This is a genomic window from Deinococcus cellulosilyticus NBRC 106333 = KACC 11606, assembly GCF_007990775.1.
GTDB classification, from domain to species: domain Bacteria; phylum Deinococcota; class Deinococci; order Deinococcales; family Deinococcaceae; genus Deinococcus_C; species Deinococcus_C cellulosilyticus.
This window is the reverse complement of the sequence record NZ_BJXB01000010.1, coordinates 48043-74528: the sequence shown is the minus strand read 5'-3', so window position 1 is coordinate 74528 and position 26486 is coordinate 48043. Positions and strand designations below refer to the sequence as shown.

At 60.4% G+C, this 26486-nt stretch carries 17 protein-coding genes; 12 read left to right on the top strand and 5 right to left on the bottom strand.

The annotated features are described in order from the left end of the window. Nucleotides 1-154 precede the first annotated feature (154 nt). The 9 genes from DC3_RS12320 to DC3_RS12280 are packed head-to-tail and all read left to right on the top strand — an operon-like array spanning nt 155 to nt 17899. Nucleotides 155-8302: a non-ribosomal peptide synthetase gene (locus tag DC3_RS12320; protein WP_146884698.1), complete on the top strand. Its 8148-nt coding sequence runs from the start codon at nt 155-157 to the stop codon at nt 8300-8302. Then, nucleotides 8299-10026, top strand: a complete 1728-nt coding sequence (locus tag DC3_RS12315; protein ID WP_146884696.1) for a thioester reductase domain-containing protein — start codon at nt 8299-8301, stop codon at nt 10024-10026. The genes DC3_RS12320 and DC3_RS12315 overlap by 4 nt, the downstream gene beginning before the upstream one ends. Further along, a complete protein-coding gene (locus DC3_RS12310) occupies nt 10004-11638 on the top strand; it encodes an acyl-CoA dehydrogenase family protein (protein WP_186815995.1) in 1635 nt (544 codons plus the stop codon). The genes DC3_RS12315 and DC3_RS12310 overlap by 23 nt, the downstream gene beginning before the upstream one ends. Beyond that, nucleotides 11631-13331, top strand: a complete 1701-nt coding sequence (locus DC3_RS12305; protein ID WP_146884692.1) for an acyl-CoA dehydrogenase family protein — start codon at nt 11631-11633, stop codon at nt 13329-13331. Before DC3_RS12310 ends, DC3_RS12305 begins: the two co-directional genes overlap by 8 nt. Further along, entirely contained in the window at nt 13328-13588 is a 261-nt protein-coding gene (locus DC3_RS12300) for an acyl carrier protein (protein ID WP_146884690.1), read from the top strand. The genes DC3_RS12305 and DC3_RS12300 overlap by 4 nt, the downstream gene beginning before the upstream one ends. A 34-nt stretch (nt 13589-13622) precedes the next feature. After that, nucleotides 13623-14906 carry a cytochrome P450 gene (locus DC3_RS12295; protein WP_146884688.1) on the top strand — a complete coding sequence of 428 codons (1284 nt, stop codon included), beginning with the start codon at nt 13623-13625 and terminating at the stop codon, nt 14904-14906. Then, nucleotides 14899-15441 carry an NADPH-dependent FMN reductase gene (locus DC3_RS12290; RefSeq protein WP_146884686.1) on the top strand — a complete coding sequence of 181 codons (543 nt, stop codon included), beginning with the start codon at nt 14899-14901 and terminating at the stop codon, nt 15439-15441. Before DC3_RS12295 ends, DC3_RS12290 begins: the two co-directional genes overlap by 8 nt. Before the next feature lie 11 nt (nt 15442-15452). Further along, nucleotides 15453-17159: a fatty acyl-AMP ligase gene (locus DC3_RS12285; RefSeq protein ID WP_186815994.1), complete on the top strand. Its 1707-nt coding sequence runs from the start codon at nt 15453-15455 to the stop codon at nt 17157-17159. Further along, on the top strand, nt 17156-17899 hold the full coding sequence (locus DC3_RS12280; protein ID WP_146884682.1) for a thioesterase II family protein: 744 nt from the start codon (nt 17156-17158) through the stop codon (nt 17897-17899). Before DC3_RS12285 ends, DC3_RS12280 begins: the two co-directional genes overlap by 4 nt. On the opposite strand, the gene DC3_RS12275 is transcribed toward DC3_RS12280, so the two are convergent. Then, complete coding sequence (locus DC3_RS12275; protein WP_146884680.1) at nt 17892-18584, bottom strand: 4'-phosphopantetheinyl transferase family protein; 693 nt, start codon at nt 18582-18584, stop codon at nt 17892-17894. The two genes, DC3_RS12280 and DC3_RS12275, sit on opposite strands and share 8 nt — an antisense overlap. Nucleotides 18585-18803: 219 nt before the next feature. Beyond that, on the bottom strand, nt 18804-19265 hold the full coding sequence (locus tag DC3_RS12270) for a hypothetical protein (RefSeq protein WP_146884678.1): 462 nt from the start codon (nt 19263-19265) through the stop codon (nt 18804-18806). Between the two features lie 757 nt (nt 19266-20022). Here DC3_RS12270 and DC3_RS12265 point away from each other — a divergent pair. Continuing rightward, nucleotides 20023-22923, top strand: coding sequence for a tetratricopeptide repeat protein (locus DC3_RS12265; RefSeq protein WP_146884676.1), 2901 nt, complete (start codon nt 20023-20025; stop codon nt 22921-22923). A 68-nt stretch (nt 22924-22991) separates the two neighbouring features. On the opposite strand, the gene DC3_RS12260 is transcribed toward DC3_RS12265, so the two are convergent. Then, nucleotides 22992-23231, bottom strand: coding sequence for a hypothetical protein (locus tag DC3_RS12260; protein WP_146884674.1), 240 nt, complete (start codon nt 23229-23231; stop codon nt 22992-22994). A 224-nt stretch (nt 23232-23455) separates the two neighbouring features. Between DC3_RS12260 and DC3_RS12255 the strand changes: the two genes are divergently transcribed. Together DC3_RS12255 and DC3_RS12250 are read left to right on the top strand one after the other, a co-directional pair. Continuing rightward, nucleotides 23456-24118, top strand: coding sequence for an ATP-binding cassette domain-containing protein (locus tag DC3_RS12255; RefSeq protein WP_186815993.1), 663 nt, complete (start codon nt 23456-23458; stop codon nt 24116-24118). 130 nt (nt 24119-24248) lie between these two features. Continuing rightward, complete coding sequence (locus tag DC3_RS12250; protein ID WP_146884670.1) at nt 24249-24530, top strand: hypothetical protein; 282 nt, start codon at nt 24249-24251, stop codon at nt 24528-24530. A 19-nt stretch (nt 24531-24549) separates the two neighbouring features. Here DC3_RS12250 and DC3_RS12245 read toward each other — a convergent pair whose 3' ends face one another. Then, nucleotides 24550-25296, bottom strand: coding sequence for an SDR family oxidoreductase (locus DC3_RS12245; protein WP_146884668.1), 747 nt, complete (start codon nt 25294-25296; stop codon nt 24550-24552). 26 nt (nt 25297-25322) lie between these two features. Continuing rightward, complete coding sequence (locus DC3_RS12240; protein WP_146884666.1) at nt 25323-26486, bottom strand: leucine-rich repeat domain-containing protein; 1164 nt, start codon at nt 26484-26486, stop codon at nt 25323-25325.

Genomic DNA, 26486 nt, shown 5'->3' with positions numbered 1-26486 from the left:
TTTTCTTTGCGTTTTCCTGGGGCCTGCGATTCTGGCCTGTCCAGTAGGTCAATGCCCTTATAAGGGATCTCCCCAAAAAGCACATTTGAACGGGGACGGAGAAAAAGTGGGTGCTACACTGACGCTGTTATTTTTTTGTAAGGAGCCCACAACCATGATTCATTCTGCTGACCCCTCCGGGGGTGTGGTGTCATTTTCCCTGACTGAAGCACAGTTTGAAGTCTGGATCGCACAACTCATCGATCCGCATTCTCCCCGATACAATTGCGCAGCCTACCTCGACATTCCTGCACTGGTCAACCTGGAGCAGCTCGAACAGGCCATTCGCCTGACCCTGCAGGAAACCGAAGTCCTGCGGGTGCGTTTCGAAACCTCAGGAAACGCTGAGGTGAAACAGGTGCTCATGCCCGTACCAGAGCAGGTGCTGGAGTGCATCGACCTGCGCAACCACCCGGATGCGGTGCCTCACATGCACACCCTGATGCGTCAGGACCTGGGGACCGTGCAGCCCTTACAGGGGGGCCAGTTGTTGCGTCAGGTGTTCTTCCAGCTTCCAGGGAACAGGGGGGTGTTCTACCTGCGCTACCACCACATCCTGATGGATGGGTTCGGTCAGAGCGTGTACTGGAAGCGCATTTCTGAGCACTACACGGCCCTCATGCAGGGTGTGGAAGCACCACCATCTGCGGCTGTGGGGCTGCAGGACATTCTGCAGGAAGAACAGCAGTACCTGCAGTCCAGCTCAGCCGAGAAAGACCAGCAGTTCTGGGAAAAGGCATTCTCTGAACCCCCTGAGCCTGTGTTTCTCTCAGAGAGCACTGCTCTGGAGGCCAGAGGGCTTCTGCGGCAGGTGACCCGTTGCGCGCCTGAGCAGCTGGAGCACCTGAGAGAACTCGTGCAGCAGGGGAAAACCCGCTGGTCTGCGGTGGCCCTGGCTGCAACAGCCATTTACCTGTACCGGATCACCGGGCACCCGGATGTGGTTCTTTCCCTGCCCCTCCCGGCACGGATGGGTCGCAGCAGCATGGCCACTCCAGTGATGCTCACCAACACCCTGCCTTTGCAGCTCAGCCTCAGCCCGGACTTGAGCGTGCAGGACGTGCTTTCACTGATCGGAATTCAACTCGGAAAGGTGCTGCGTCACCAGAGGTTCAGGGGAGAGAAACTCCAGCGCATGCTCGGACCCGCCACGGCGGGCACCGTCACGGTGAATGTGGTCTCTTTTGACCATGCACTGGAGTGGGGCGGGGTGCCTGTGCAGGCCCACTACCTGTCCTCCGGCCCGGTGCAGGACCTGCTGATCGGGTTTTATGGCCAGAGCGACGCCTCGGAACTGCAGGTGTACTTCGACGCCAACCCGGCCCGTCACTCGTCTGCCGCTCTGCAGGACCACCAGAAGCACCTGATGCAGGTGTTTTCCAGCCTGATTCAGGCGGACCTTCACACCCCGATTTCAGCGCTGCAACTGCTGCTGCCTGAAGAAAAACAGCAACTGCAAGCGTGGCATGACACTCAGGTTCCTTATGACCTGTCGAGGCCCTTGCAGGACCTGCTCGATGCTCAGGCAACCCGCACTCCCTCGCAGGTCGCCCTGACCTCGGCTTCCCGTTCCCTGACGTACCAGGAGGTGAAAAGGGAAAGCGACAAACTCGCCGCCCACCTGCAGAACCTGGGGGTCCGGCCCGGCGATCTGGTGGGCATCTGCCAGTCCCGTTCGGTGGAGATGGTGCTCAGTCTGGTTGCCACCCTCAAAGCAGGAGCGGCCTTTCTGCCCCTGGACCCTGAATTTCCGGAAAGCCGCCTGCAGGACCTGCTGGACGATGCGGGAGCGAAGTGGGTGCTGGTGGACGGGACGGCAGCCTGGAACCCGCAATCGGAAACAGTGCAGGTCTTCAAAGTGCAGGACCTGCTGTCCGGTCTGCCTGAGGCCACCCCAGAGCCGCGCAGCACCCCGGGAAGTGCCGCCTATGTGCTGTACACGTCCGGGTCCACCGGGAAACCCAAAGGGGTGGTGGTCCCGCACCGGGGATTGGTGAACCGCCTGCTGTGGATGCAAGACGCCTACCTGCTCTCAGAAGAGGACTGCGTGCTGCAGAAAACCCCCTTCACTTTTGATGTGTCGATGTGGGAGTTCTTCTGGCCCCTGATGACCGGAGCACGGCTGCACGTGCTGGAGCCCACAGCCCACCGGGACCCCAGAAGGCTTGCGCAGGTGATGCAACACGAAAAAATCACCACCCTGCATTTTGTTCCTCCCATGCTCGATGTCTTTCTGCAGGAAAACGCCAGCATGGCCTTTCCCCACCTGAAACGGGTGGTGTGCAGTGGGGAGGCGCTCAGGCCAGAAACCGTCGGGCAGTTCTTTGAAAAGTTTGATTCCCAGCAGGTGGGCCTTTACAACCTCTACGGGCCCACCGAGGCTTCCATTGATGTGACCGCCTGGACCTGCACCCCGCAGGACGCCTCCAGGGGGGTGCCCATTGGTTTCCCGGTGTCCAACACCCGCATTTACATCTTGGACGCCACCGGGCAGGAACTTCCACCTGGACGGGTGGGAGAACTTTATCTTGCCGGGGTGCAGGTGGCGACAGGATACCTGCACCGGGAGGACCTCACCCGGGAGCGTTTCCTGCCAGACCCCTGGAACAGGGGGCAGAGGATGTACCGCACAGGAGACCTCGGACGCAGACGCCAGGATGGGGCCATCGAGTACCTGGGGCGCATCGACCACCAGGTGAAAATCCGGGGGCTTCGCATTGAACCCGCAGAAGTCGATTCGGTGCTGCTGTCCCTGCCCGGGGTGACCCAGGCCCTCACGGTGGTGCAGAGGGACGCCCAGAATCCCCGACTGGTCTCTTATGTCACCTTGCAGGAGGGGATGCATCTTGAAGAGTCAGACCTGCTGCATCACACCTCCCGGCATCTGCCTGCCTACATGGTGCCCTCCTCGGTGATGGCGCTGGAACACTTCCCCATGCTGTCAAACGGCAAAATCGACCGCAAAGCCCTTCCGATGCAGGGGATAAGGGAATCCCGGCCCACAGAGGTTCTCACCGAACACCAGCAACAGGTGGCGCAGGCCTGGGAGCAGGTTCTGGGCATTCATCCCGCTTTGCAGGATTCATTTTTTGGGCTGGGTGGGGACTCCTTGACCAGCATCCGCCTGCGCAGTGTGCTGGAAAGGCAGGGGCTGACCTTTGAGTTGCGGGACCTTTTCACCCATCCCACCCTGCAGGAGATGGCAGACCGGGTGGTGCCCTTGCAACGCCAGCAGCAGAAAACCCTTGCCCCATTTGCCCTGCTTTCTGCTGCCGACCGTGCCCGCTTGCCTGAAGGGCTGCAGGACGCCTACCCGGTCAGCACCATGCAGCGCGGGATGCTCTTTCAGGCCGAAAAAGCCCCGGATTCCGGGGTGTACCGGGTGGTCACCAGTGTGCAGGTGAAATCTGTCCTGAACCTGGAAGCCCTGAAAAAGGCCATTCAGGACACCACGGCACGCCACCCCATCTTGCGCAGCAGTTTTGACCTGAGTTCTTTCTCGGTGCCTGTGCAGATGGTTCATTCGCATGTGGTGGTGCCCATTCATGTCGACCCTTCACTGCAGGACCTCACCGATGTGGGGCAGCAACAGGCCCTGGAAAGCTGGATGGCACAGGCCAAAACCTCGGTCTTTGATGTGACGCAGGCCCCCCTGATGCATTTCACCGTGCACCTGCGTTCGGAAAGGGGGTTTCAACTCTCGGTGGTAGAACACCACGTGATTCTGGATGGCTGGAGCGACGCCGCCATGCTGGACGAAATCCTCACCCGCTATCAGGCCTGCCTTGAAGGACAGGACCTGTGGCTGCCCGAGCTTCCCTGCAGCTACCGGGATTTTGTGGGGCTGGAACGGGAAGCCCTCAAAGACCCCTCCTCCAGGGCGTACTGGTCTGAGAAACTGTCAGGTGCAGAAAGCACCCCGCTGCCCCGTGTGAGCCAGATGCAGAAGGTGAAACATCAGGCCTTTGAGGTTCCCCTCTCTGCACATCTCGCTGCAGGTTTGCAGGAACTTGCCCGCAAAAACCGCTGGTCCCTGAAAAGCGTGCTGGCTGCAGCACACCTGGCGGTTTTGCGCGTGGTGTGCGCCAGCAGCAGGGTGCTCACGGGTCTGGTGGTGCACGGCAGACCGGAAAGTGAAGGCGGGGACAGCGTGCTCGGGGTGTTCCTCAACACCCTTCCCCTGCACATCGAAACCGGCCATCTGACTTTCCGGGAGGCCATTGAGGAGGTGCAGCACTTCGAACAGGAAGCCTGGCCCCACCGCCGCTTTCCGATCGGTGAAATGCAAAGGGACCTGGACACGCCTTTCGAGCTGGACAGCTACCTGAATTTCATTGATTTCCATGACCACCTGCACGCCAGCAAACACCCGCTGATTGCAGGCGGGATGGGTGTGGCAGAGACCGATTTCCCAATGGCCGTGAATTTCCTGATGGACCCCACCCTGGGGCAACTCCGGGCCTGGCTGGATTGCAATGTGGGGATGCTGGATGAGGATTTCTGCCACAGGCTCTGCGGGTATTACCGCGTTGCCCTGGAGGCCCTGATCCGCGACCCTGAACAGCACATCGACCAGCTGGATCTGCTGGACCGCAGTGAGCGCCTGCAGTTGCAAATGTGGAACAGCACTGCAGTGTCCCATGACCGCACAACCACCATCCACAGGCTGATCGAGCAGCAGGTGGAGAGAACCCCGGATCGGGTGGCGGTGACCAGCCGTTTTGAATCGCTCAGTTACCGGGAACTGAACCTCAGGGCCAACCAGCTTGCTCATGAACTCATCACTCTGGGGGCAGGTCCGGGACACAAGGTGGGGGTGTACCTGCGCCGCAGCACCGAGATGGTGGTGGCCCTGCTGGGCATCTTGAAGGCAGGGGCAGCTTATGTTCCCCTTGACCCCTCCTTCCCCAGAAACCGACTGGAATTCATCGTGCAGGATGCTGGCATGACCTTCCTGCTGACCGACCAGACCTGCCCGATGGCCCTCTCTGGCCGGGTGAAACAGGTGCTCAGGGTGCATGACCTGCTGTCCTCTCCAGAAGAAGAAGACCTGCCCAATCCGCAGGACCGTGCTGTCCCCCAGGACACCGCCTACGTGATCTACACCTCGGGCTCCACCGGGCTCCCCAAAGGCACCATCCTGCGCCATGAGAACGTCACCAACTTCTTTGTCGGGATGCAAGGCACGGTGGGCTGCACCGAAGCAGACACCTTGCTTGCCGTCACCAGCATTTCCTTTGACATCTCCGTGCTGGAACTGCTGTGGCCCCTGACTTGCGGTGCCCATGTGGTCGTTGCTGGAGAGCAGTTGATCCAGCGACTGCTGCCCCCGCCTGAACCCCGGGTGCAGGCCCCTGCATTCAGCCTGTTTTTCTTCGCCGCAGCCACCCGTGATGAGGACCGGCAAGAAGGCTACCGTCTGGTGCTGGAAGCTGCCCGCTTTGCCGACACCCACGGCTTCGAAGCGATCTGGACCCCCGAGCGGCACTTTCATGATTTCGGGGGCCTTTACCCCAACCCCAGCGTGATGTCGGCGGCCCTTTCCACCCTCACCCGTCAGGTCAAATTGCGCTCGGGCAGTGTGGTGGCCCCCCTGCATGATCCAGTGCGCCTCGCTGAAGAGTGGTCATTGGTGGACAACCTCTCCGGGGGACGTGTGGGTCTGGCTTTTGCGTCCGGCTGGAACGCCAATGATTTTGCCCTGGCTCCTGAAAATTACGCCTCGCGCAAGCAGGTCATGGAGCAGCACCTTGAGGAATTCCGCACCCTGTGGGCCGGAAAAACCGTGCAGCGCACCAGTGGACGCGGGGAGAACATTGAAGTCAGGATCTACCCCACCCCGGTGCAGAAAGACGTTGAGGTGTGGTTCACCTCCTCGGGGGCGGTGGAGACCTTCCGACGGGCAGGTCGTGCCGGAGTGAATGTGCTGACCCACCTGCTCGGGCAGGACCTGCAAGAACTGCAGGACAAGATCCAGGCGTACCGGGAGGCCCGCAGGGAAGCCGGTTTCACCACACCCGGCAAGGTCACCCTGATGATCCACACCTTCTTGCATGAGGACGCAGAGGAGGCCCGGCGCATTGCCCGGGAACCCTTCAAGAATTACCTGCGCACCTCCACCGAACTGTGGAGCCAGCTCTTTGCCAGCATGGGCATCGACTTTCAGGGTGGGGTGAACCCAGAAGACCTGGAAGATGTGCTGGACCTCGCTGTGGACCGCTACTTCGAGCGTTCCGGTCTGTTCGGGTCTGCCCTTTCGGTGGCCCCTCTGGTGCAGGAACTGGTGGCTGCCGGGGTGAATGAACTGGCCTGCCTGATCGACTTCGGGGTGCCCACCGATCAGGCCCTGGAAGGCCTGCGCACCCTGAACGAACTGCGGGAGCAGCAGATCCAGCAGGAAAAGGACGCACCACACTCTTTTGCTGCGCTGTGCGATCGCCATCAGGTGACGATGTTCCAGAGCACCCCCAGTTTCCTGTCTGCAGTGGTCGCTGAACCCCAGGCCCTGTCGGCCCTGAAGGGCACCCGCGCCGTGCTGGTGGGTGGGGAAGCATTCCCTTCTGGCCTTGCACACCGCCTGATGGACGCCCTTGAGGGGACCCGCATCTGCAACATGTACGGCCCCACCGAAACCACCATCTGGTCCACCGTGCACGAGCTCGGTGCGAAAGACCTGCAGTCCAGCAGCATTCCCATCGGCAGCCCCATCGCCAACACCCAGGTGCACGTGCTGGACGCCCAGGGCCGGGAACTTCCCGCAGATGTGCCGGGAGAACTGTGGATTGGTGGGGAGGGCGTGGCCAGCGGTTACCTCAACCGGGAAGAACTGACCCGCGAGAAATTCGTGCTCAGACCTGGCAGCACCACCCCGCTGTACCGCACGGGAGACCGGGTGCGCTGGCGCAAGGATGGGGTGCTGGAGTTCGCCGGGCGGGTGGACCGTCAGGTGAAAATCCGGGGTCACCGGGTGGAGCCTGACGAGGTGGAAAGCGTGCTGTCCCGTCATCCTGGTGTGGAGTCCGTCGCTGTCATTGCCAGCGACCAGGGGAATGGCCTCGAACTGCTGGCCTTCGTCACCGAGAATGCCCATCAGGTTCAGCCTGCACTGGAAGATGCCGTGGTGGACCGCTGGAGTGAGGTGTGGGAAGCCGCCTACGCCGAAAACGGGGTGGACCGGGAACCGGACTTCTCCGGCTGGAAGAGCAGCTACACCGACCTCCCCATCCCTGAAGGAGAAATGCAGGAATGGCTCGGGCACACCCTGCAACGCCTGCAGAACCTCTCTCCACGCCGGATGCTGGAAGTGGGTGTGGGGGTGGGCCTGATCCTGCAGGGGATGCTGCCCCACGTTGAGCACTACCGGGGCCTGGATGTGTCCCAGTCTGCCCTCACCCGTGCCCTGCTCGGGGTGAAACTGCGCGGAGAGGACCCCCGGAAAGTGAACCTGCACCTCGGGGATGCCCGCACCCTGGGCCGCTTTGCCTCCGGAGAGGTGGACACCGTGGTCTTCAACTCGGTGGTGCAGTATTTTCCCTCTGCACACTACCTGCGAGATGCCCTGCAGGCCGCCTGGGATGTGCTGCCAGACACCGGGACCCTCTTTGTGGGAGATGTGCGCCACCTGCACTGGCTGGAAGCCTTCCACGCTTCGGTGGAATGTCACCGGGCAGACCTGCTCACCCCAGTGGGGGAAATCGCCCGCAAGGTCAAACGCCGGGTGCAGGAGGAGCAGGAACTGTGCCTCGCCCCCGGATTCTTCCAGAACATGCTTTCCGGGCTCGGTGCAGGGGATGTGCGTCTGGAACTCAAACGGGGCCACTTCGAGAACGAGCTGACTGTTTTCCGCTTCGATGCGACGTTGCGCAAAACCCCGGGTGAGCCCATCACCACAACCTCCTGCAAATATGAGGATCTGACCCAGCTGGAACAGGCCTTGCAGCAAAAGCCGGACGCTGCCCTGCACATCACCGGAATTCCCAACCGCAGGCTGGTTCGCCCCCTGAAACTGGCTGAGTTGCTGCACACCCTTCCCGCCGACACCACCCTGTGGGAAGTGGAACGGCTGCTCTGGTCCCATGAAGTCTGGCAGGCCCTTGATCCAGAAGCCCTGTTCTCTGTGGCAGAAGCCCAGGGGCGCACCGTGCAGGTGCTGCTGTCCGCAGATGGCTCTCTCGACACTTTCGAAGCGGTGTTTGGGCCCAGCCAAAAGGTGTCTTCAAATGCAGAACCCCTTGATTCACACGCAATGGAGCTCAGACCATGAACGACCTCAGGAATGCATTCAGCAACCAGCCCCTGTCTTTGACGGCCACCTCCGCCCTGCGTCAGGACCTGCGGAATTACGCCCTGCAGAATTTGCCCCAGGCGATGGTCCCCTCCCGTTTTGTGGTGGTGGGACAGCTGCCGAAACTGCCCAACGGCAAGGTGGACCGCAAACGCCTGCTGCAGGAAGCCCAGACCCTGCAGGACGTGGAAGGCACCCCCCAGAACACCCATCAGCCTCCCACCACCCCGGAAGAGGTGCAGGTGGCCCACATCTGGAAGGACCTGCTCGGCACCCAGCAGATCGGGATTGAGGAGAGTTTCTTCTCGGTGGGAGGAAACTCCCTGACCGCAGTGCAGATGGCGGCCCGCATCCGGGAGGCTTTCGGGGTGGCGATCAGCCTGAGGGAACTCTTTGAGGCCCCCACCATCCGTGAGATCGCCCTGAGGCTCGGGACGGGAAGCCAGCAGGTGCTGGACCAGGCGCGTGAGCGCAGCGTCACCCCAGAGATGCTGCTCAGGGAATCCACTTTGCCGGACGACATCCAGATCACCGAGGGCCTGAAACCTGCCGTGCAGGGGTTGCCTGGCACGGTGCTGCTCACCGGGGGCACCGGGTACACCGGCGCTTTTCTGCTGCGTGCCCTGCTGGACCGCTCAGAAGCGAGGGTTTTCGTGCTGGTGCGGGCCGACAGCGACCAGCACGCTTTCGAGCGGGTCAGGCAGAACCTGCAGTCTTTCGATCTGTGGAGGCCTCAGGATGAAACCCGCGTGCTGGCTGTGGCCGGAGACCTCGGCAGGGCCTATTTCGGTCTGGGTCGCAGCACCTATGAACGGCTTGCGGAGGAAGTGGAGATGATCGTGCACAACGGTGCCCTCTCCAACTACGCCCAGACCTACACCTACCTGAAGCCCATCAACGTGCTCGGGACGGTGGAGGTGCTGCGCCTCGCCTGCCGCCAGCGGATCAAGCCTGTGCATTTCGTGTCCTCCCTGGCCGTCTTTCCGGTTCGCAAGGGTCAGGAGCGTTTCCCTGAAGCCCCTCTCAGTGACCCTTTCGGCGTGATTGGCGGTTACCAGCAGACCAAGTGGGTCGCAGACCGTCTGGTCACCGAGGCAGGCAAAAGGGGACTCCCCATCAACGTGTACCGTCCCGGCCAGATCACCGGAGCGCAACAGGGAGGGCAGGCCTCCACCGACACCTTCCTGAACGCCATGCTCAAAGGCTGCATCCAGCTCGGGAAGGCCATGCACTTCGATGTCACCCTGGAGATGGTTCCGGTGGATGTGTGCGCTGCAGTGATCAGCCACCTTGCCCTGGGAGGACAGCACCACGGCAAGGTCTTTCACCTGACCAACCCCAGGCAGGTGCACTGGCATGACGTGGTGCAGATGATCCAGGCTTGCGGTTACCCCCTCAAACACACCGATTACCTGGAGTGGTATGGGTCTCTCACCTCGGCCCTGCAACAGGGAGAGGAAAACGAACTGGCCAGATACCTCGTGCTTTTCGGGGATCAGGCCCCCTCACCGGACCTTGGGGAGAGCGGCAGTGCCCCTGTGTACCTCACCGGGCAGTTGCAAGACGCCCTGCAGGGCTCGGGCATCCACTGTGAGCCGATGGGGGTGGCCCTGATGCAGACCTACCTGAAGTATTTCGAATCCACGGGCTTCCTGCCTGCCCGCACCGGAGAAGATGCAGATGCTGCCCTCTCCCTGGTCTGAACTGCACCTCCTGCTGGAGAAAGCCTCCACAGAGCACCTGCCCTGCGATCAGGCAGAGCGTTTCCCTGAGCAGGCATTTTCAAGGCTTCAGCAGGCAGGCTTCCAGAAGCTCTTTGTTCCTGCAGCACATGGAGGAGGCCTGCAGTCTTTCGAGGACCTGCTGCAGCTCATCCGCAGGCTGTCCGGTGCAGACCTGACGCTGGCCATTGGGTACGGCAAAACCTTTCTGGGGGCGGTGTGCACCTGGGTGGCCGGGACACCAGAGCAGCAGGACCAGCTTGCAAGTGACATCCTCGCAGGGCAGGTGATGTCCTGGGGCCTCACCGAACAGGGACACGGCAGCGACCTGCTGTCCAACACGCTCAGGGCGAGCTTGCAGGAGGAGCAGTACTGGCTTTCGGGCAGCAAATGGCTGATCAACAACGCCACCCGGGGCGACCAGATCACCGTGCTGGCCCGCACCTCGGAAACTGGAGGCACACGGGGATTCAGTTTGCTGCTCGTGGACAAAAGCACCCTCACCCCACAGCAGTGCCAGTCCCTGCCGAAAGTGCCCACCCACGGGATTCGCGGGGCAGACATCAGCGGTCTTGCCTTTCACCATGCACCCGTTCCCGTGGCCCGGCGCCTTGGTCGGGAAGGAGAAGGGCTCGAGACCGTGCTGAAAGCCCTGCAGCTCACCCGCACCCTCTGTGCCGGGCTGTCTCTCGGTGCAGTGGAACACGCCATCCGTCTGGTGCAGCACTTTGCAGGAGAACGGCAGCTGTACGGAAAAACCATGCTGGAGTTGCCGATGGTGGAGCACCACCTGGGACAGAACCTTGCCCTGCTCGGTGCCCTGCAGGCCGTGAGCTGTTACGCAGCCCGCAGCGTGCACACCCTGCCCGGTGAACTCAGCCTGACCAGCAGTCTGGTGAAAGCCTGGGTGCCCACGGTGGCCGATGAGGTGATCCAGAGTTGCGCCGAACTGATGGGCGTGCGGGGTTTCCTGGTCGGTGCGTTTGAGAAACTGGAACGAGACCACCTGCTGGTGGGCATTTTTGACGGGTCCACCACGGTGAACCGCCAGAATGTCATCCACCAGATGCCGATGCTGGTCCGGGGGTTGAAACGCCCCGCTGTGCCTGCTCAGGTGTGGGAAAACACTGTGAAGCTGCAAGGTGACCTCCCTCCCCTGCCCTGGAGAAACCTCAGCCTGCTGACTTCCGGTTGCACAGTCCTGCAAAGGCTCCCAGATCTGGTGGCCCGGGTGGAGGCCCTGCACCATGTGGGGCAGGTGGGACCCGACCTCTTTTCCCTCGCACTGGAATTGAGCAACCTCTGGGGAACCCTCTGGGCCGATCTGCAGCAGGAACCCCTTGCTCCCTCACCTGCACCTGCTTCGGCTTTCCAGCGGGTCATGCAACTCGAAGAGTGCCACGCTGCTGCCATCTGCCTGGCGTTGTGGCTGCACAATCCCTCCATCCGTGAACATGAAGACTGGCTGCACGCTGCCCTTGGGCTGATTTTGCAGCGTGCAGGACAGCTGCCCATGCCAGAACCCCGGGTCTTTCAGAACCTTGCCCGGCACCAGACCTTCTGGTGGGAAGACAGAGAGGTGCACCATGCCTGACCTGCACACCAGAATCCAGCGTCTGGAACAGGCGTTTGGTGATCCCCGAAACCCCGGGAACCCTTGCGGTTTCCAGGCCCTGCTGCAGGCCGATGAGGCAGGACACCTGCCTGAAGCAGCAGAACGTGTGGCCCATGCACTGAACATCCCCGCAGAATTCGTTCCGGTGACGTTCGGAGGCCGACTGGAACGCTGGCAGGATCTGGCTCAGCTGATGCGGGCGGTGTTCCGGCGCGATCCCTGCCTGGGCCTCTCCCTGGCCGCAAGTTCCCTGATTGCCAGTGTGAATGTGTGGACCTCCGGGTCCGACCCCCAGAAACATCTGGTGGCAGACACCCTGCTTTCGGGCCGCAAACTCGGTTGCCTCTACCATGAACTTGCCCACGGCAACGATGTTTCCCGCTCGGAGTGCCGTGCAGATCTGGAAGAATGGACCCTTTCGGGCAGCAAACAGGTGATTGCCAGCCTGAACCGGGCAGAGGTGCTGCTGGTTTTTGCACGCACTTCAGAGGCGCAGGGCAGCCGCAGCCACACCCCTTTGCTGCTTCCCCTGCAAGACCTGCCTGAGTCCACCCTCCACAGGCACGGGCGGTACCTGACTTCCGGGATGCGTGGAATCGAGCTTGGAGGGCTGGATTTCACCAGGACTCCGGTTCTGCCTCAACATCTGGTGGGCCAGCCGGGCACGGGCATCGAAACCGCCCTGAAGAGCTTTCAGGTGACCCGCACCCTTCTGCCTGCCCTGTTTGTGGGCGTGCTGGACACCGGGCTGCGCCTCACCTGCGATTTTGCCCTGGAGCGCAGGCTGTACGGGAAAACCGTGATGGACCAGCCCCTCACCCGCAACCTGCTGGCAGAGGTTTACCTGGACCTGTTGTGGTGTGATGCGTTCACCACCGTCACCACCCGAGCCCTGCAGGTGCTCCCGGAGCAGTGCAGCCTGTTCAGTGCAGCCACAAAGGCACTGGTTCCCGGGGTGCTCACCCGCGCCATGTTCAAACTCACCCGCATCCTCGGGGCCAGTTTTTACACCCGCGAAGGCCCTTACGCGATGCTGCAGAAACTGTGGAGGGACCTCAAGCCTGTGGGGTTCGGGCATGCCTCCAGACTCACCTGCCTGATGGCCCTCCTGCCCCAGTTGCCCACGCTGGCCCGCCGGGGATGGACGCAGCCCGGGGTGCACCCTGAACTGTTCCAGCTGCGCATTTCCCCGCAAGGCCTTCCTTTTGACCGACTGAAGGTGGGGGCCTCCGGTCAGGATGACCTGATCTCCCTGCTGGAAACCCCCCTGACGTTCTCTGACCCGGATTTGCAAAAACAGGTGGGATTTTTCCAGGAGGCTTTCAGGGCCCTCAGAGAGCAGTGTCTGCAGTTGCACCCGCAGGACCTCGGGGGGGTCACCTCGGCCACCCCCTACCTGCTGGCTGAACAGTACAGCGTGCTGCTTGCCGCAAGCAGTTGCATCCAGCTCTCCCTGCACAACCCCTCCCATCCCCTGCTCGGAGAATCCTGGCTGTCCCTGATGCTGCAGAGGGTGCAGGGCGAATTCCAGAAGCGGCACCTGCACCTCAGTGAGGCGCAAACGCAACAGGTTTTTGAACACCTGATGCAGAACCACGAAAGCAGCAGAACCTTCGACCTCACACAAATCCATCTCCCGCACAGAACCCCACAAATGGAGGCGACCCCATGACCCAGACCACCGAAACCCACACCCTGCAGTCCATCCAGCACTGGCTCACCGAACAGGTCCGGCAGTACATCCCGCAGGCCCCGCAAGACCTCGACCCCGAAACTCCACTTGCGATGTACGGGCTGGATTCGGTGTACGCCCTGACCCTCACCGGGGACATCGAGGACCGTTTTGGGATTCTGGTGGACCCCACCGTGATGTGGGACCACCCGACCCTGAATGCCCTGACCGTCTGGATCACAGAGCAGCTTTCCTGAAAGCCCACCCTTCTGATTTCACCAAGGAGTCCCCATGAAAAACACACCTGAAATGCCCAGTGTCCGCCCCTGCCCTTTTGATCCCCCCGCTGAATACCGCAACATCCGCGCCGAGGCCCCGGTGGCCCAGTTCCGCACGCCCAGAGGGAACCTCGCCTGGCTCATCACCCGATTTGATGACATCAAGCAGGTGCTCACCGATCCCCGCTTCAGCAGCGACCCCACGCGTCCGGGTTTCCCCAGTTACCTGACTGGCGACATCCTGCCCCCTCCGGGTTACTTCCTGCTGATGGACAGCCCGGACCACCACCGCCTGCGTTCGGTGATCGTGCAGGAACTGAAAGGGGCACGCCTTGAGGAACTGCGCCCCAAGATGCAGGCCATTGTGGACGCCCAGGTGGAACGCATGCTGCAGATGACCCCTCCGGTGGACCTGATTCAGGTGTTCGCCCTTCCGGTGGCCTCCTTGATCATCTGCGACCTGCTCGGGGTGCCCTACCAGGACCACAGTTTCGTGCAGGACCGCACCGACACCATTCTGGACCGCAGCCGCACCCCCAAAGAGCAGGAAGCCGCAGCGATTGAGCTGATGATGTACTTTGACCGCATCGTCACCGAGAAAGAACAGCACCCTGAAAACGACCTGATCGGGCGGCTGATCCAGGACCCGGCCCGTTCCAGCAAAATCAACCACGCTGAGCTCGTCGGGCTTGCTGCCCTGATCCTGCTGAGCGCCTACGACACCATGGTGCAGGTGATCGGTCTGGGCACCCTCACCTTGCTGAACCACCCGGAGCAGGTGCAGGACATCCTGTCCAGCCCTGTTTTGATCGACAAACTGACCGATGAACTGGTGCGTTACCTGACCGTCAACCATGCAGGGCTCCCCAGGGTGGCCACCGAGGATGTGGTGGTCGGGGGCCAGACCATCCGTGCAGGTGAGGGGGTGGTGGTGATGCTCAACTCTGGCAACCGCGATGAGGAGGCCTTCACCCTCCCGGATGAATTCAATGTGCACCGCAGCACCCGCGACCATGTGGGGTTCGGGCACGGGCTTCACAAGTGCATCGGGGCGCACTACGCCCGCATGGAGCTCGGCATTGTGTTTTCCAGCCTGTTCCGTCAGGTGCACGGCCTGCAGGTGACGGTGCCCACCCATGAACTTGAATTTCGTGACGAGATGGTGCTTTACGGGGTGAAGCAACTGCCTGTCAGCTGGGACCTCAGGGCCAAACCTGTGCAGATCCAGGAAAACACTGAGGGCGCCGCCCCTGAAGCGAAAGGGTGCCCCATGCACGCCGGAGGACAGCATGTTTAAAGTGCTCGGGGTCTCAGGAAGCCTGAGGAGGGCATCGGTCAACACGGCCATCTTGCGTGCTGCTGCCGATCTGGCTCCAGCTCACCTGCAGGTGGTTTTGTTTGAAGGCCTCGGGGACCTGCCCCTTTTCAATCCAGACCTGGAAGAAGAACCCTTCGAGGCGGTGCTGCGCTGGCGCGAGGCCCTCAGCGGGTGTGACGCCGTGCTGATCTCCAGTCCGGAGTACGCCCACGGGGTCACCGGGGTGATCAAGAACGCCCTGGACTGGGTGGTGGGCACCGCAGAATTCGAAAACAAACCCACAGCGGTGCTGAATGCCGCCACCCGTTCGGTGTTTGCTCCACCGGCCCTGAAAGGCACTTTGCAGGTGATGGGGGCCCATCTGGTCGAAAAAGCCAGCATCACCCTGGGTCTGCCCAGCAACCGACTCACCTGCGAAGACATCAGAACCCACCCTGAATTCAGCCGCCTGCTGCGGGAAGTGCTGCAGGAACTCGAACAGTCCACCCTGCAACGGGAACCCCTGCCTTATTGATGGAGTCAAACATGCCCAGCCACACCGTACATTTTGTGGACCTGCTGGTCCAGCACGCCGAAACCTTTGCCGACAAACCCATCTACCTGTTTCTGGAAGACGGCGAGGAAATCAAAGAGCAGATCACCTACCAACAGCTCAAAGACCGGGCAGCAGCCCTGGCCGTCACCCTCAGGCAGCACCATCCCGAAGGCTCACGGGTGCTGCTCCTTTACCCCTCCTGCATCGATTACATGGTGGCGTTTTTTGGGTGCCTCGCTGCCGGGATGGTGGCGGTGCCCATCTTCCCTCCGCGCAGCAGCAAGCACAACCAGCGCCTGCTGACCGTCATGCAGGACAGTGGGGCCACCGTGGCCCTCACCACCCGCAGCCAGCTTGCCCTGATGCAGGGTCACGCCCAGGGGCTGCTGGAACAGGTGCATCTGGTCTGCACCGACGAGGTGGATGCTGCGCTGTCCAGCCAGTGGTCTCCGCCAGAGATCACCCTGGAAACCCTGGCTTTCTTGCAGTACACCTCGGGCTCCACCGGCGACCCCAAGGGGGTGATGGTCACGCACGGAAACCTGCTGTACAACCAGCAGATGCTGCAAACCTCCTTCCATCCCGACGAGGACACCGTGTACGTCACCTGGCTGCCGATCTACCATGACATGGGGCTGATGGGGAACATGCTGCACGCCTTCTGGGCCGGAGGCATGTGTTACTTCATGACTCCGGCGGTGTTCCTGCGCCGCCCTTTGTGCTGGCTGACGGCCATCAGCCGCTACCGGGCCACCATCAGCGGGGCACCGAATTTCGCGTACCAGCTTTGCACCGACCGCATCAAAGAAGCCCAGAAGGAAGGCCTGGATTTGCGCTCCTGGAAGGTGGCCTTCAACGGAGCGGAACCTGTGCGGCACAGCACCCTGCAGGCCTTCCAGAAAGCTTTTGCTTCCTGCGGGTTTCAGTCGAAGGCTTTTGTGTGCTGTTTCGGCATGGCAGAAAGCACGCTGATCGCCACCGGAGGCACCCCCTTCGAGGAGCCCATTTTTCTGACGGTTGATCCGGTGGCCCTCTCCCGAAAACAGGTCGTGGTGGCAGAAGACGGCATCACACTGGTGGCCTGTGGTCGCGCCCTGCTCGAAGAAACGGTGCGGATCATTCACCCGGAGACCCTGCAGGAATGTGAGGCAGACGAGGTGGGGGAAATCTGGCTGACTGGAAAGCACGTCTGCAAGGGCTACTATGGCCGCCCAGAGGCCACCCGTGAAACCTTTGAGGCCATGCTGGACGGCAGCCCACACCTGCGCACCGGAGACCTTGGGTTCGTGCATGGGGGCCAGCTTTACGTGGCGGGGCGCCTGAAGGACACCATCATCCTGAACGGGGTCAATCACTACCCGCAGGACATCGAGGCCACCATTGAAACGGCAGATCCGGCCATTCGCGGGGCGGGGGTTGCGGTGTTCGCATTGCAGGGTGAGCTTTCAGAGAAAGTGGTGGCTGTGGCCGAGGTGGAACGCACCCTGATGCGCAGCATTCAGCCTGCAGAACTGACCCTCAAGATCCGCCAGAAGGTCCTTGAAGCCCACGACCTGATGGTCAGTGAGGTGGTGCTGATCCTGCCGATGTCCCTGCCCAAAACCAGCAGTGGCAAGGTGCAACGCAGCCTCACCCGGCAGATGTACCTCGCAGGTGAACTCAGCACCCTGGATGCCCGGATGGCCGCCCTGACATGAAACCTGTCCTGCAAGCTTCCCGCTGGCGGACCCCGGTTCACCGGCCCTCAAAGCAGACCCATCTGCAGGTCCTGTGCTTCCCCCATGCCGGGGGAGGCGCATCCTGCTACCGTTCCCTGCCTGTCACCGAACACATCCAGTGGCAGGCCGTTCAGTTGCCCGGGCGGGAAAACCGGCTGCGGGAGAACCCGGCAGAGGACATGCAGGCCGTTATCCCGCACCTGGTCCGGGAAATCACCTCCTGCCTCGAGGGCCCCCTGGTCCTTTACGGTCACAGCATGGGGGCCTGGATGGCGTATGAACTGGCCTGCCAGCTGCAGGGCGCACACAAGCCTGTCTTGCTGGTGGTGTCTGGCAGCAAAGCCCCGCACCGTCCACGCCGGCCAGACTGGCACCTCCTGCCTGATCAGGAACTCGTGGAACGCATTCTGGACCTGAGCGGAACCCCCTCAGAGGTGTTTCACCACCCGGAACTGCGCCCCATGCTGCTGCGCACCCTGCGGGCCGACCTCAAACTTGCCGAAACCTACCGCTGTGACCTGCGCCCCCTGGACATTCCCCTGGTCGCTCTGGCAGGACACCAGGACCCCCACGCTGTGCCTGATGAGCTGATCCACTGGGGCCCTTACACCCGCAAGGAATTCCGCTCCCTGGCCTTTCCCGGTGACCACTTCTTCAACCGCAGCATCTTTGAAGACCTTCCTGCCCTGATTCACAGCATGCTTCCCGATTTCACTTGAAAGGAGAAAAGCGCAGGTCGGATGTCAACTGAAACAGGCTGACCTGGAGTGCCTGTTGCACGGCCACCGAATACACCACCTCACCTGTGATGAAGGTCCGCAGCATCCAGCCCTGCAAGGTGGCCTGCAGCGTGTCCATGTCCTGCAGGGACACGGTGATGCCCTGCCCACTGGCTTTCAGGCAGGCTTCCTTGCGGGTCCAGCACCAGTAAAAGTGCTCCAGTGGCCCGGTCAGAATGTGCTTTTGCTCTGCTGCACTGAAAAACTGCAGCACTTCACGGGGGTTGAAATGCCTGTTGATGTGCTCTATGTCCACCCCGATGGGAGAACGGGCAACCCCGATCAGCAGCTCATCTGCCGAGTGGCTGACATTGAAGTGCAAATGGGGATGGTCCTGCAGTACAGGCTTTCCTCCTGGCAGGGTCAAAAGATGGATAGACTCTGGAGGGCACCCGAGGTACCTCCCGAGCATCCAGCGCAATTGCCCCCGTGCAGCAACAAAGCGCTTTCTCAGCAGGGATGTGGCGTACCGTGCCCCGCGTGACTGTTCTTCTGGAGTGAGCCAGGACTGCAGGGTGCCCAGAGCATCTTCTGGCAGCAGGAGACTGGCCCGCCACAGGTGAAGGTCCTGTTCACCCAGACTGGGGACCTGAAGCCTGCCCTGCTGAACTTCGCCACCATGCATCGCAGGCCATTCTATTTTCTGGCGCGCAAAATCAGCATCAGGAGGAACCCGCACCCCTCAGGTGGCACCTCAAGCCCCAGTTCTCTCCTGCTCCTGATTCAATGGCTTGAGAATGTGTTTTTGTTGGGTCAACTGCAGGTTGCATCGCGGATGGGGACAGACCCTGACCTTTACGAAAGGTGTCTTCTTCAAAGTTCCCGACAATCACCAGCACCCCGGTCACCACAGACCTGCCCTGCTCAAACCACCTGGCAAGGTCCACAGGAATCCAAAGAGCAAAACCACCAGCGCTGCGTACCAGAGGGGTCTTCGAGAAAGCTGGGCCAGTTGAAAGATCAGGGAGACCATGCACAAGATGACCAGGGCCAGATGGACCTGCACATACCCCTGGGTCCATTTAAACGGCTGACCTCCTGCCAGTTGCATCAGGGCAACGTGGATGGGGAGTGCTTGACGCACCCAGCCTTCTGTGGCCACCTGATTGACGATGGTGATGGCTGCAGTGACAGAACCCAGGAAAACCTGTCTGCACAGCACCCCCCTGAGCACCTGCGAGAAATCCAGGCCCATCCTGAAAAGCCTGGTCCACAGGGAAAAAAGCAGTGTGGTCAGCCCTATGTCCACCAGTTCCGCCGTCATGCCCTTCTTCACGGCGCTGAAAATGAGATTGGAGTGCCACATGTCCAAGTGAAAAGCATCGAAACAAGCCCTGGCCCCATCAATGCTGAAAACTGCGAGGAACAAAATGAACACATCTTCTCTTTTCAGTTGAACAATTTGATGGATCAACTTTGGAACAAAAGGCACAGCAAAAGCAAGTTTCAGGGCATTCATTTGCATTCCATTCAGTGTAGAAATCTGACAGGTGTATTTCAAGTCGACTGATCCATACAGGTCCCGAACCGGAAAATCTCGCAATCAACCCCTTTTGACCTCAGGTATGAGAAGTGATGGCACCTTGCACCTGCATGTCTTTTCTGCTGGGCGGGGGGGCAGGTCATGCATCACCCTGATTTTCATGGGCCATTTTTCTTGCGGGTCTGTCCGGATGACTGGCTTTTCATGAGGCTTTCAGGCCTCATCCTGCTTTTTCACTGAGGTCGGATTGGAGTGGGCATCAAACCTGACCCCAGGTCCGTTTCCAGGGAGCAGAAGGCCTTTCCCTGCAACGATGGAACCAGATTGTGTCCCAAAACATCATGCACCTGGACAACTTCAAGATCAGATTTCGAAAACACCTGATAGAAGGGCTCTACCGTGTTCAGGCATCCGGTATCTCCCTTACCCGGAGCTCGGGGTTTGAGGGTAAGATGTGTATCGATTCATCCCCCTGGACAGGACACTTGCCCCTGCGTCCACCCCCAAGGCTGGATGGGCTTTCAGGCCCTTTCAGGCTGGGTTTCGTTTTTGTACCTGCAAGGTCCCAGAGGAGCCCACCATGACCGCAGTTTCCTTACTCAATGGTTTCATACCTCTGCCCCTGAAAAATGAACTGACCCGCACCCATGTGCTTGAACAACTGAATGCCCAGCAGGACGCCCGCATCATCGCGGTGGTGGCCCCGTCGGGGTACGGCAAGACCACTTTGCTGGCCCAGATGGCCCGCATGCATCCCGAAGCAAGCGTGTGGATCACCCTCACCCCCAACGAATCCGAGCCGGTGCAGTTGCACACCACCTGCACCCGCGCCCTGAAATCCCGCTTTCCTCACCTCACCTTCCGGCATTCGCTGGAGGTGTTGCAGCACACCTGGAACCCGGAGCGCGCCGCTGTGGCCCTGGTGCGGGACCTGGACCTTTTAGAGGTGAACCTGAAACTCTTTTTTGATCAGGGAGAACACCTCGGACCGGACGCGGTGCGCTGGCTGAATGCTTTTGTCGGTGCCCTCTCTGAAGGGCATCAGGTGGTCGTTTCTGCCTTTGATGCGCAACCCCTCAGGCTCAGCCAGTTGATGGTCCGCAGGCAGGCGGTGATCGTGGGAACCGAAGAACTGGCTTTCAGCGTGCAGGAGAGCCAGCAACTGCTGCACCTCCCCCCCAAACAGGCCGAATCCATCCACCAGCAGTATGAAGGGTGGCCTGTATGCATTTCTCTGGTGGCTGCAGGGGCAGGAAACTTCATCACGCCAGAAGACCTGCTGGAAGACACCCTGCAGAACCTGGAACCCGAAACCCTGCACTGGCTGCAGGAAGCCAGTGTGCTGGACACCTGGTCAGAAGCCCGTTTTGAGCTGCACCACATTCCCTGCCCCCTGGACTGGGAACGCCAGTTGAAACAGGCAGGCCTGCCCATTTTGCCCCTTGGCAGGAACCAGTACCGACCCCACAGCATTCTTTTGCAGGTGCTGCAAAAACAACTGAAACGCAAGGCCTCCCGTTTCACTGAACTCCACCGCTCGGCAGCACGGGTCGCCGAATCGGAACACCGCTTTCTGGAAGCGATTCTGCACCACCAGGCCATCAAGGACACCGCTGCCGCCCTGCAGGTCACGGGCAGGGTGGTGAAAAACCTGCTGGGGCGTTACGAATACAGCCTGATCCGGCACATCCTGGAACTCTTTCATCCCTCCGAGCTGTCCAGCGACCTGAAATACCTGCTCTCCCAGGCGTGGATTGAAACCGGAGAGCTCGCAAAAGCCGAGCAGATGCTGCAGACCCTGCATGGCGCAGACCTCCAGGCCAGGGTGTTGATGCTCAGGGCTTTTCTGGCCAACCGCAGAGGAGCCGCCCAGGAAACTTTGCAACTGTGCAACCAGGCCCTGAAATGCTCTGAAGACCCTGAAACCACCATTCCCCTCTTGCGGCTCAAAGGCTGGGAACTTGTGCACCTCGGTCAGTATGATCCGGCCCTGGAGGTGTTCCAGGAGGCCCTCAGGCTCAGCGCAGAAGACCCCACCGAACAGGCCCACGTGCGCTTCATGCTCGCCTACACCCGTGAGCAGAAACAGGAAAAGTTCGAGCAGATTGAAGAGGGCTATCTGGAGGCCATCCGCGCCTACGAGGCTGTGGGTGGGAAACGCTCCTCGGTGTACGTGCTGATTCAGGTGGCGGAACTGTACGCCAACCTGGGGCAGTACGACCGCAGCAAAGCATACCTGGACCGGGCTTACCTCGCCTGTGAGGGCATTGAGGACAGCTTCCTCACCCTGATTCTGGAAGGGTACGGTGACCTGTTCTCTCTGATGGGCTCTTACAGTGAGGCCCTCGAAGCCTACTCCAAAGCCCTGGCCGCATCCCAGAAGACCGGGGGCAGCATGCATGACCAGCGCATCCGGTACAAGATGCTCGAAGTGCACCTGAAGGGCAAAACCCCCTTTGATGTCCTGCTGGCAGAGGTACAAAGCCGCAGTGTCCCCGACGACCTGTACCGCAACATCTACGTCTTTTATGAAGCCCTGCTGTCCCTGCACCGCAAGGATTTCCTGGAAGCCCGCAGGCAACTCCAGAGCATCCAGCATGCCAGTGTGGGCACCTACCGCCGCATCCGCCTGAACGTGCTGCTCGGTGCCCTGAAGAAAAGGCAGGGAGAAGACACTGCTGTGGAGGAACGTCTGGTTCTTGAACTCTCACAGGGACGCTCCCTCCCCTGTTTGCAACAGGACCTGTCCCTGATGCAGGACCTGCAGGCACTCCCTGCAAGAGCAGCAGTCAGCCCACCCCGCCTCAGTGAAGAAGCTGTACCAGGGCTGTCCATCCAGGCCACCCTCTTCGGCATGGTGAAATTCCGCTACCAGAACCACACCTTCACCATCAAACACAAGAAGTCCTGCGAGGTGCTGGTGTGGCTGCTGCTGCACGGCCCCTCCACCCGCGACCGCATCATCAATGACCTGCACGATGGCGAGAACAGCAGCAAGCACATCGACTACTTCAAGGTGGCCGTGCGCAGGCTGCGCAGCAGCATCTTCGAGGAGACAGGCATCGAAATCAATCCGGTGGTCTTCGAAAACGGCATGTACACCGTGGCGGAGCAACTCAATTTCAGGGTGGATCATCTGGAACTCGAAGCCCAGGTGCGCACCCTCGACAGTGCTGCGCTGGAGAAAGTGACCACCGTCTACCGTCAGGAATTCATGCCGGGTTTTGAGTCCAGCTGGATTGAACGCCTGCGCCTGCGCATCCAGGACACCCTGCTGCTGGCCTACCAGAAGCGCATGCAGCTCGAAACGCATCCCACCCTGAAACTCGACCTGGGTCTGGAGGTGCTTGAGCACCTCGGGCTGCAGGAAGAACTGCTGGAGCAACTCAATGACCTGCTCGAAGACCTGGACAGCGAATCCACCCGCATGCTGTACCTGCAGAAGCTGCGTGCGATCAAGAAACGCTGGCTCGAAACCTGACCTTTCTTTCAACACAAAACGGCCTGGGAACACACACTCCAGGCCGTTTCTGATTGTGGATTTGCAGTTCAACCCGTGATGGCAATGCTGTTTCCGCCACCCACACCCTTGATGGGCAAGATGGGCGGAATGATTTCAGCGGTCTGGTCGGGAAGGGAGGTCTTGCCGGGCACCGGAAGGATCGGAGGAATGATTTCAGCAATCTGCTGGGAAACTGGAGCAAAAACCTGAGCATGACGGGCAAAAGGAGCGGTGAGGGCCAGGGTGGAGAGGGTGGTGCCGACAATCAGAATCCAAACTCGTTTCATGCTTTCCTCCGATGTTCCTGCTGTAGGTGCCTTCAGCATAGAAAGCCCCTGGGGACAGCCTGGAGACAACCGTGTGCAGCTGGAGAATTCCCTTCCAGCGTACCTTTTCTGGCTGTTCTGTTTGGTGTGGGCCTGCCGGAGTCTCCTGTCCGTGTCTCCGCCGTGTCTCCGCCCGGGGACTAAGCTGTCTCTGAAGTCGAATGCACCGAAAGCGGGTGAACCCCATGAATCCAGAAACCCATCCCGACCTCCCCATCGTCCCTCCTGCCGACCCTTTCCGGCGTCCGGTGCTGGAAACCCAGGCCCTCTGTGTGGAGGTGGAGGGTCTGGACCTCATCCAGAATCTGGACCTGTGTGTGCTGGCCGGGGAAAGTGTGGCTGTGGTGGGTCCTTCTGGCAGTGGCAAAACCGTGCTGCTGCAGGTTCTGATGGGCACACGCACTGCCCACTCTGGAAAAGTGCGTGTGCTGGACGCCATCCCTGCAGACATGGCCTACTGTGCCCGGGTGGGATGGATTCAGCAACATGCAAAGCTGGCAGACAACCTCAGCGTGCGGGAACTCATGGAGCTCTTTGGAAGTTTTGCCCCTCAAACGCTGCCTGTTGAGACTGTGCTGGAATGGACAGGACTACAGGACCACGCAGACACCCCTTACGGAAGGCTGACCCCTTTGCAGCAGCAATTGACCCACCTGGCCAGTGTGGTGGGCAGCTGTCCTGAGCTCCTCGTGCTGGATGCCCCCACCGGACACCTGACCCTGGAGGAACAGGAAGTGTTCTGGCTGCACCTGCAGCAGGTTCTCACCCCAGAACAGACGCTGATCTTCACCACCCGCAGCCAGGTCGAAGCGGAAAAATACGCCCACCGCACGGTTCAACTGGGCTGACTGGCTCCTCTGGAAATGCATTGTTGCAGAAGACGCCCGGTGAAAGTGTTATTCACTGGTGTGCCGCTCACCTGCTGTGGGTATACTTCCTGTACAGGCGTTGCCCTGTCTGGCAGCGAAGCGAGGTCATGTGAAATTCCATGTCAACATCCAGACCCGTCAGGTGGTCGTCAATGAAACCATCGAGGGTGAAAATGAAGAACAGATCTGGCGGCAGGCCCGCAAGGAAATCGAGCAGCGCTCTCCCTTTCTGGTGCGTTCAGCCATCAAACTGATGGGGGACCGTTCCATCTGGGAGCGCATCACCGAGTACGTGAATGAAAAAAACGGACTTCAGGAACCCGTCCCAACCAACGCCCGGGAATTCATCGAGATGGGCGTCCGCAGCGGGTACATCACCCGCCTGGAGTGAATCTTTTTCAGCTGTTCTTTCAGCGACCTCCGGACACATCCAGAAAGGTGCCCGTCACATAGGACGCTTCATCCGAGAGCAGCCACAAGATGGCCCTTGCAACTTCCTCCGGCTGTCCCCCACGCTGCATGGGAACGGCATTTTTCACCCGATCCACCCGTCCGGGTTCTCCCCCACTGGCGTGAATGTCGGTGTAAATCACCCCGGGCCGCACGGCATTCACCCGGATGCCCTCAGTGGCGACTTCTCTGGCCAGACCCACGGTGAAAGCATCAATGGCCGCCTTGGATGCGGCGTAATCCACATATTCACCGGGCGCACCCAGACGTGCTGCCATTGAGGAGACGTTCACAATGGCCCCTCCCTGACCTCCTGCTTGGGTGGACATGCGACGCACTGCTTCACGGGCACAGAGAAAAGACCCAATCACGTTGGTGGTCAGCACCCTCTGGAGCCTGACCGCGTCCATCTGGTCCACCCGCATCTGCTGCTCCAGAATCCCAGCGTTGTTGACCAGCCTATGAATGGGTCCGATTTCCTGGTCCAGACGCTCAAAAAGCTGGACCACCTCTGTTTCCACACCCACATCCAGCTGAAAAGCGTGGGCTTTCCTGCCTGTGGCCTGAATTTCAGCCACCAGTGCGTCTGCAGCTGCGGCATTTCTCAGGTAGGTGATGCATACGGTGTCCCCCTGACGGGCTGCAAGGCGGGCGGTTGCGGCTCCAATGCCACGGCTTCCTCCGGTGATGAGCAGGTTTCTGGACATGGTTCACCTCTGGGGTGCAGCAGGACTCACAGCACCTTGCTGCGGTACACACTGCGGATGCGCAAGACTTCTTCGGGGAGCCCTCCAGGGCTGGTCTGCAGTGCATTTCTCTCAAGGAAAGGCCTGAGGGGCAAAAGCAAAGCTTTCTCCAGCTGCAATTCCTGCAGGGTGTGGTTTTTCTGCAGGGCCTCCTGCAATGCAGGCAGACTTCGCAACGTCAGGCCTGTTCTGGCCAGGTTCAGGTGTTTGAGGACTGGGTTGTGTTCGAGAAGCAGGGCCAGATCTTCAGTGACCTGATCTGTCAGGGTGTTGGCTGAGGTCCCCAGCACACGGGTTGAGGGGGCATACCCCAGGTCCAGCACTTGCAGTGTGGGGTGGTGCCGCAATGCCCGAAAAAGCAGACGGCCTCCTCTTGCACCGATCCCATTGCTGGCAAGCCCCAGTTCCCGCAAAGTGGTGTTGTGCCTCAGAGCCTCCGCAAGAAAGGCTGCCCCTTCGTCTTGCAATCGGCCCACATTGAGCATCAGGGCTTCAATGGTTGGATTCTTTTGCAACATTTCTGCCAGCAAACCTGCTTCATGGGCAGTGAGGTTGTTTCCTCCCAGGTACAGGCGTCTGACCGTGCGGTTTTTGTGGGTGAGCACCGAGATGATTTTGGCGATTCCTGACGGGTCCCCCATGGCATTCACGAGATCGAGCACCTTCAGTGTCCTGGTTTTCTCCAGCAATCGGGCCAGGCTTTCTGCACCCTGTGGTCCAATGGGATTGCGTTTCAGCCACAGGGCCTCAATGCGGTCATGCTGCATCAGGGCCTCTGCGATCAGTGCTGTCCCCGCATCCGTGATGTGGTTGCATCCCAGGTACAGGGTGTGCAGGGTGGAATTCTGGGCGACCACCTCGGCCACCATTTGCGCCCCAGCATCTCCAATGCCGTCCGTGCCCAGCAGGAGGGTGTGAATGCTGGAATTGTGCTTCAGGGCCTGCATCACCTGCCTGCATCCTTCCACCCCCAGATTCTGTTTGCAGAGGTCCAGCCTGCCATCTGCGGTCACCGTTCCACGGGGAAACTGTGCAGAAAAAGACTGGTTGTTCTTCAGGTGCTCCAGCAAAGGAAAAAGCTCGTCGGCAGGAAAAGGCAGATCGGTCTGGGCTTCATCAACAGGGCAGTGAATCTGAAATTCATCCATCAT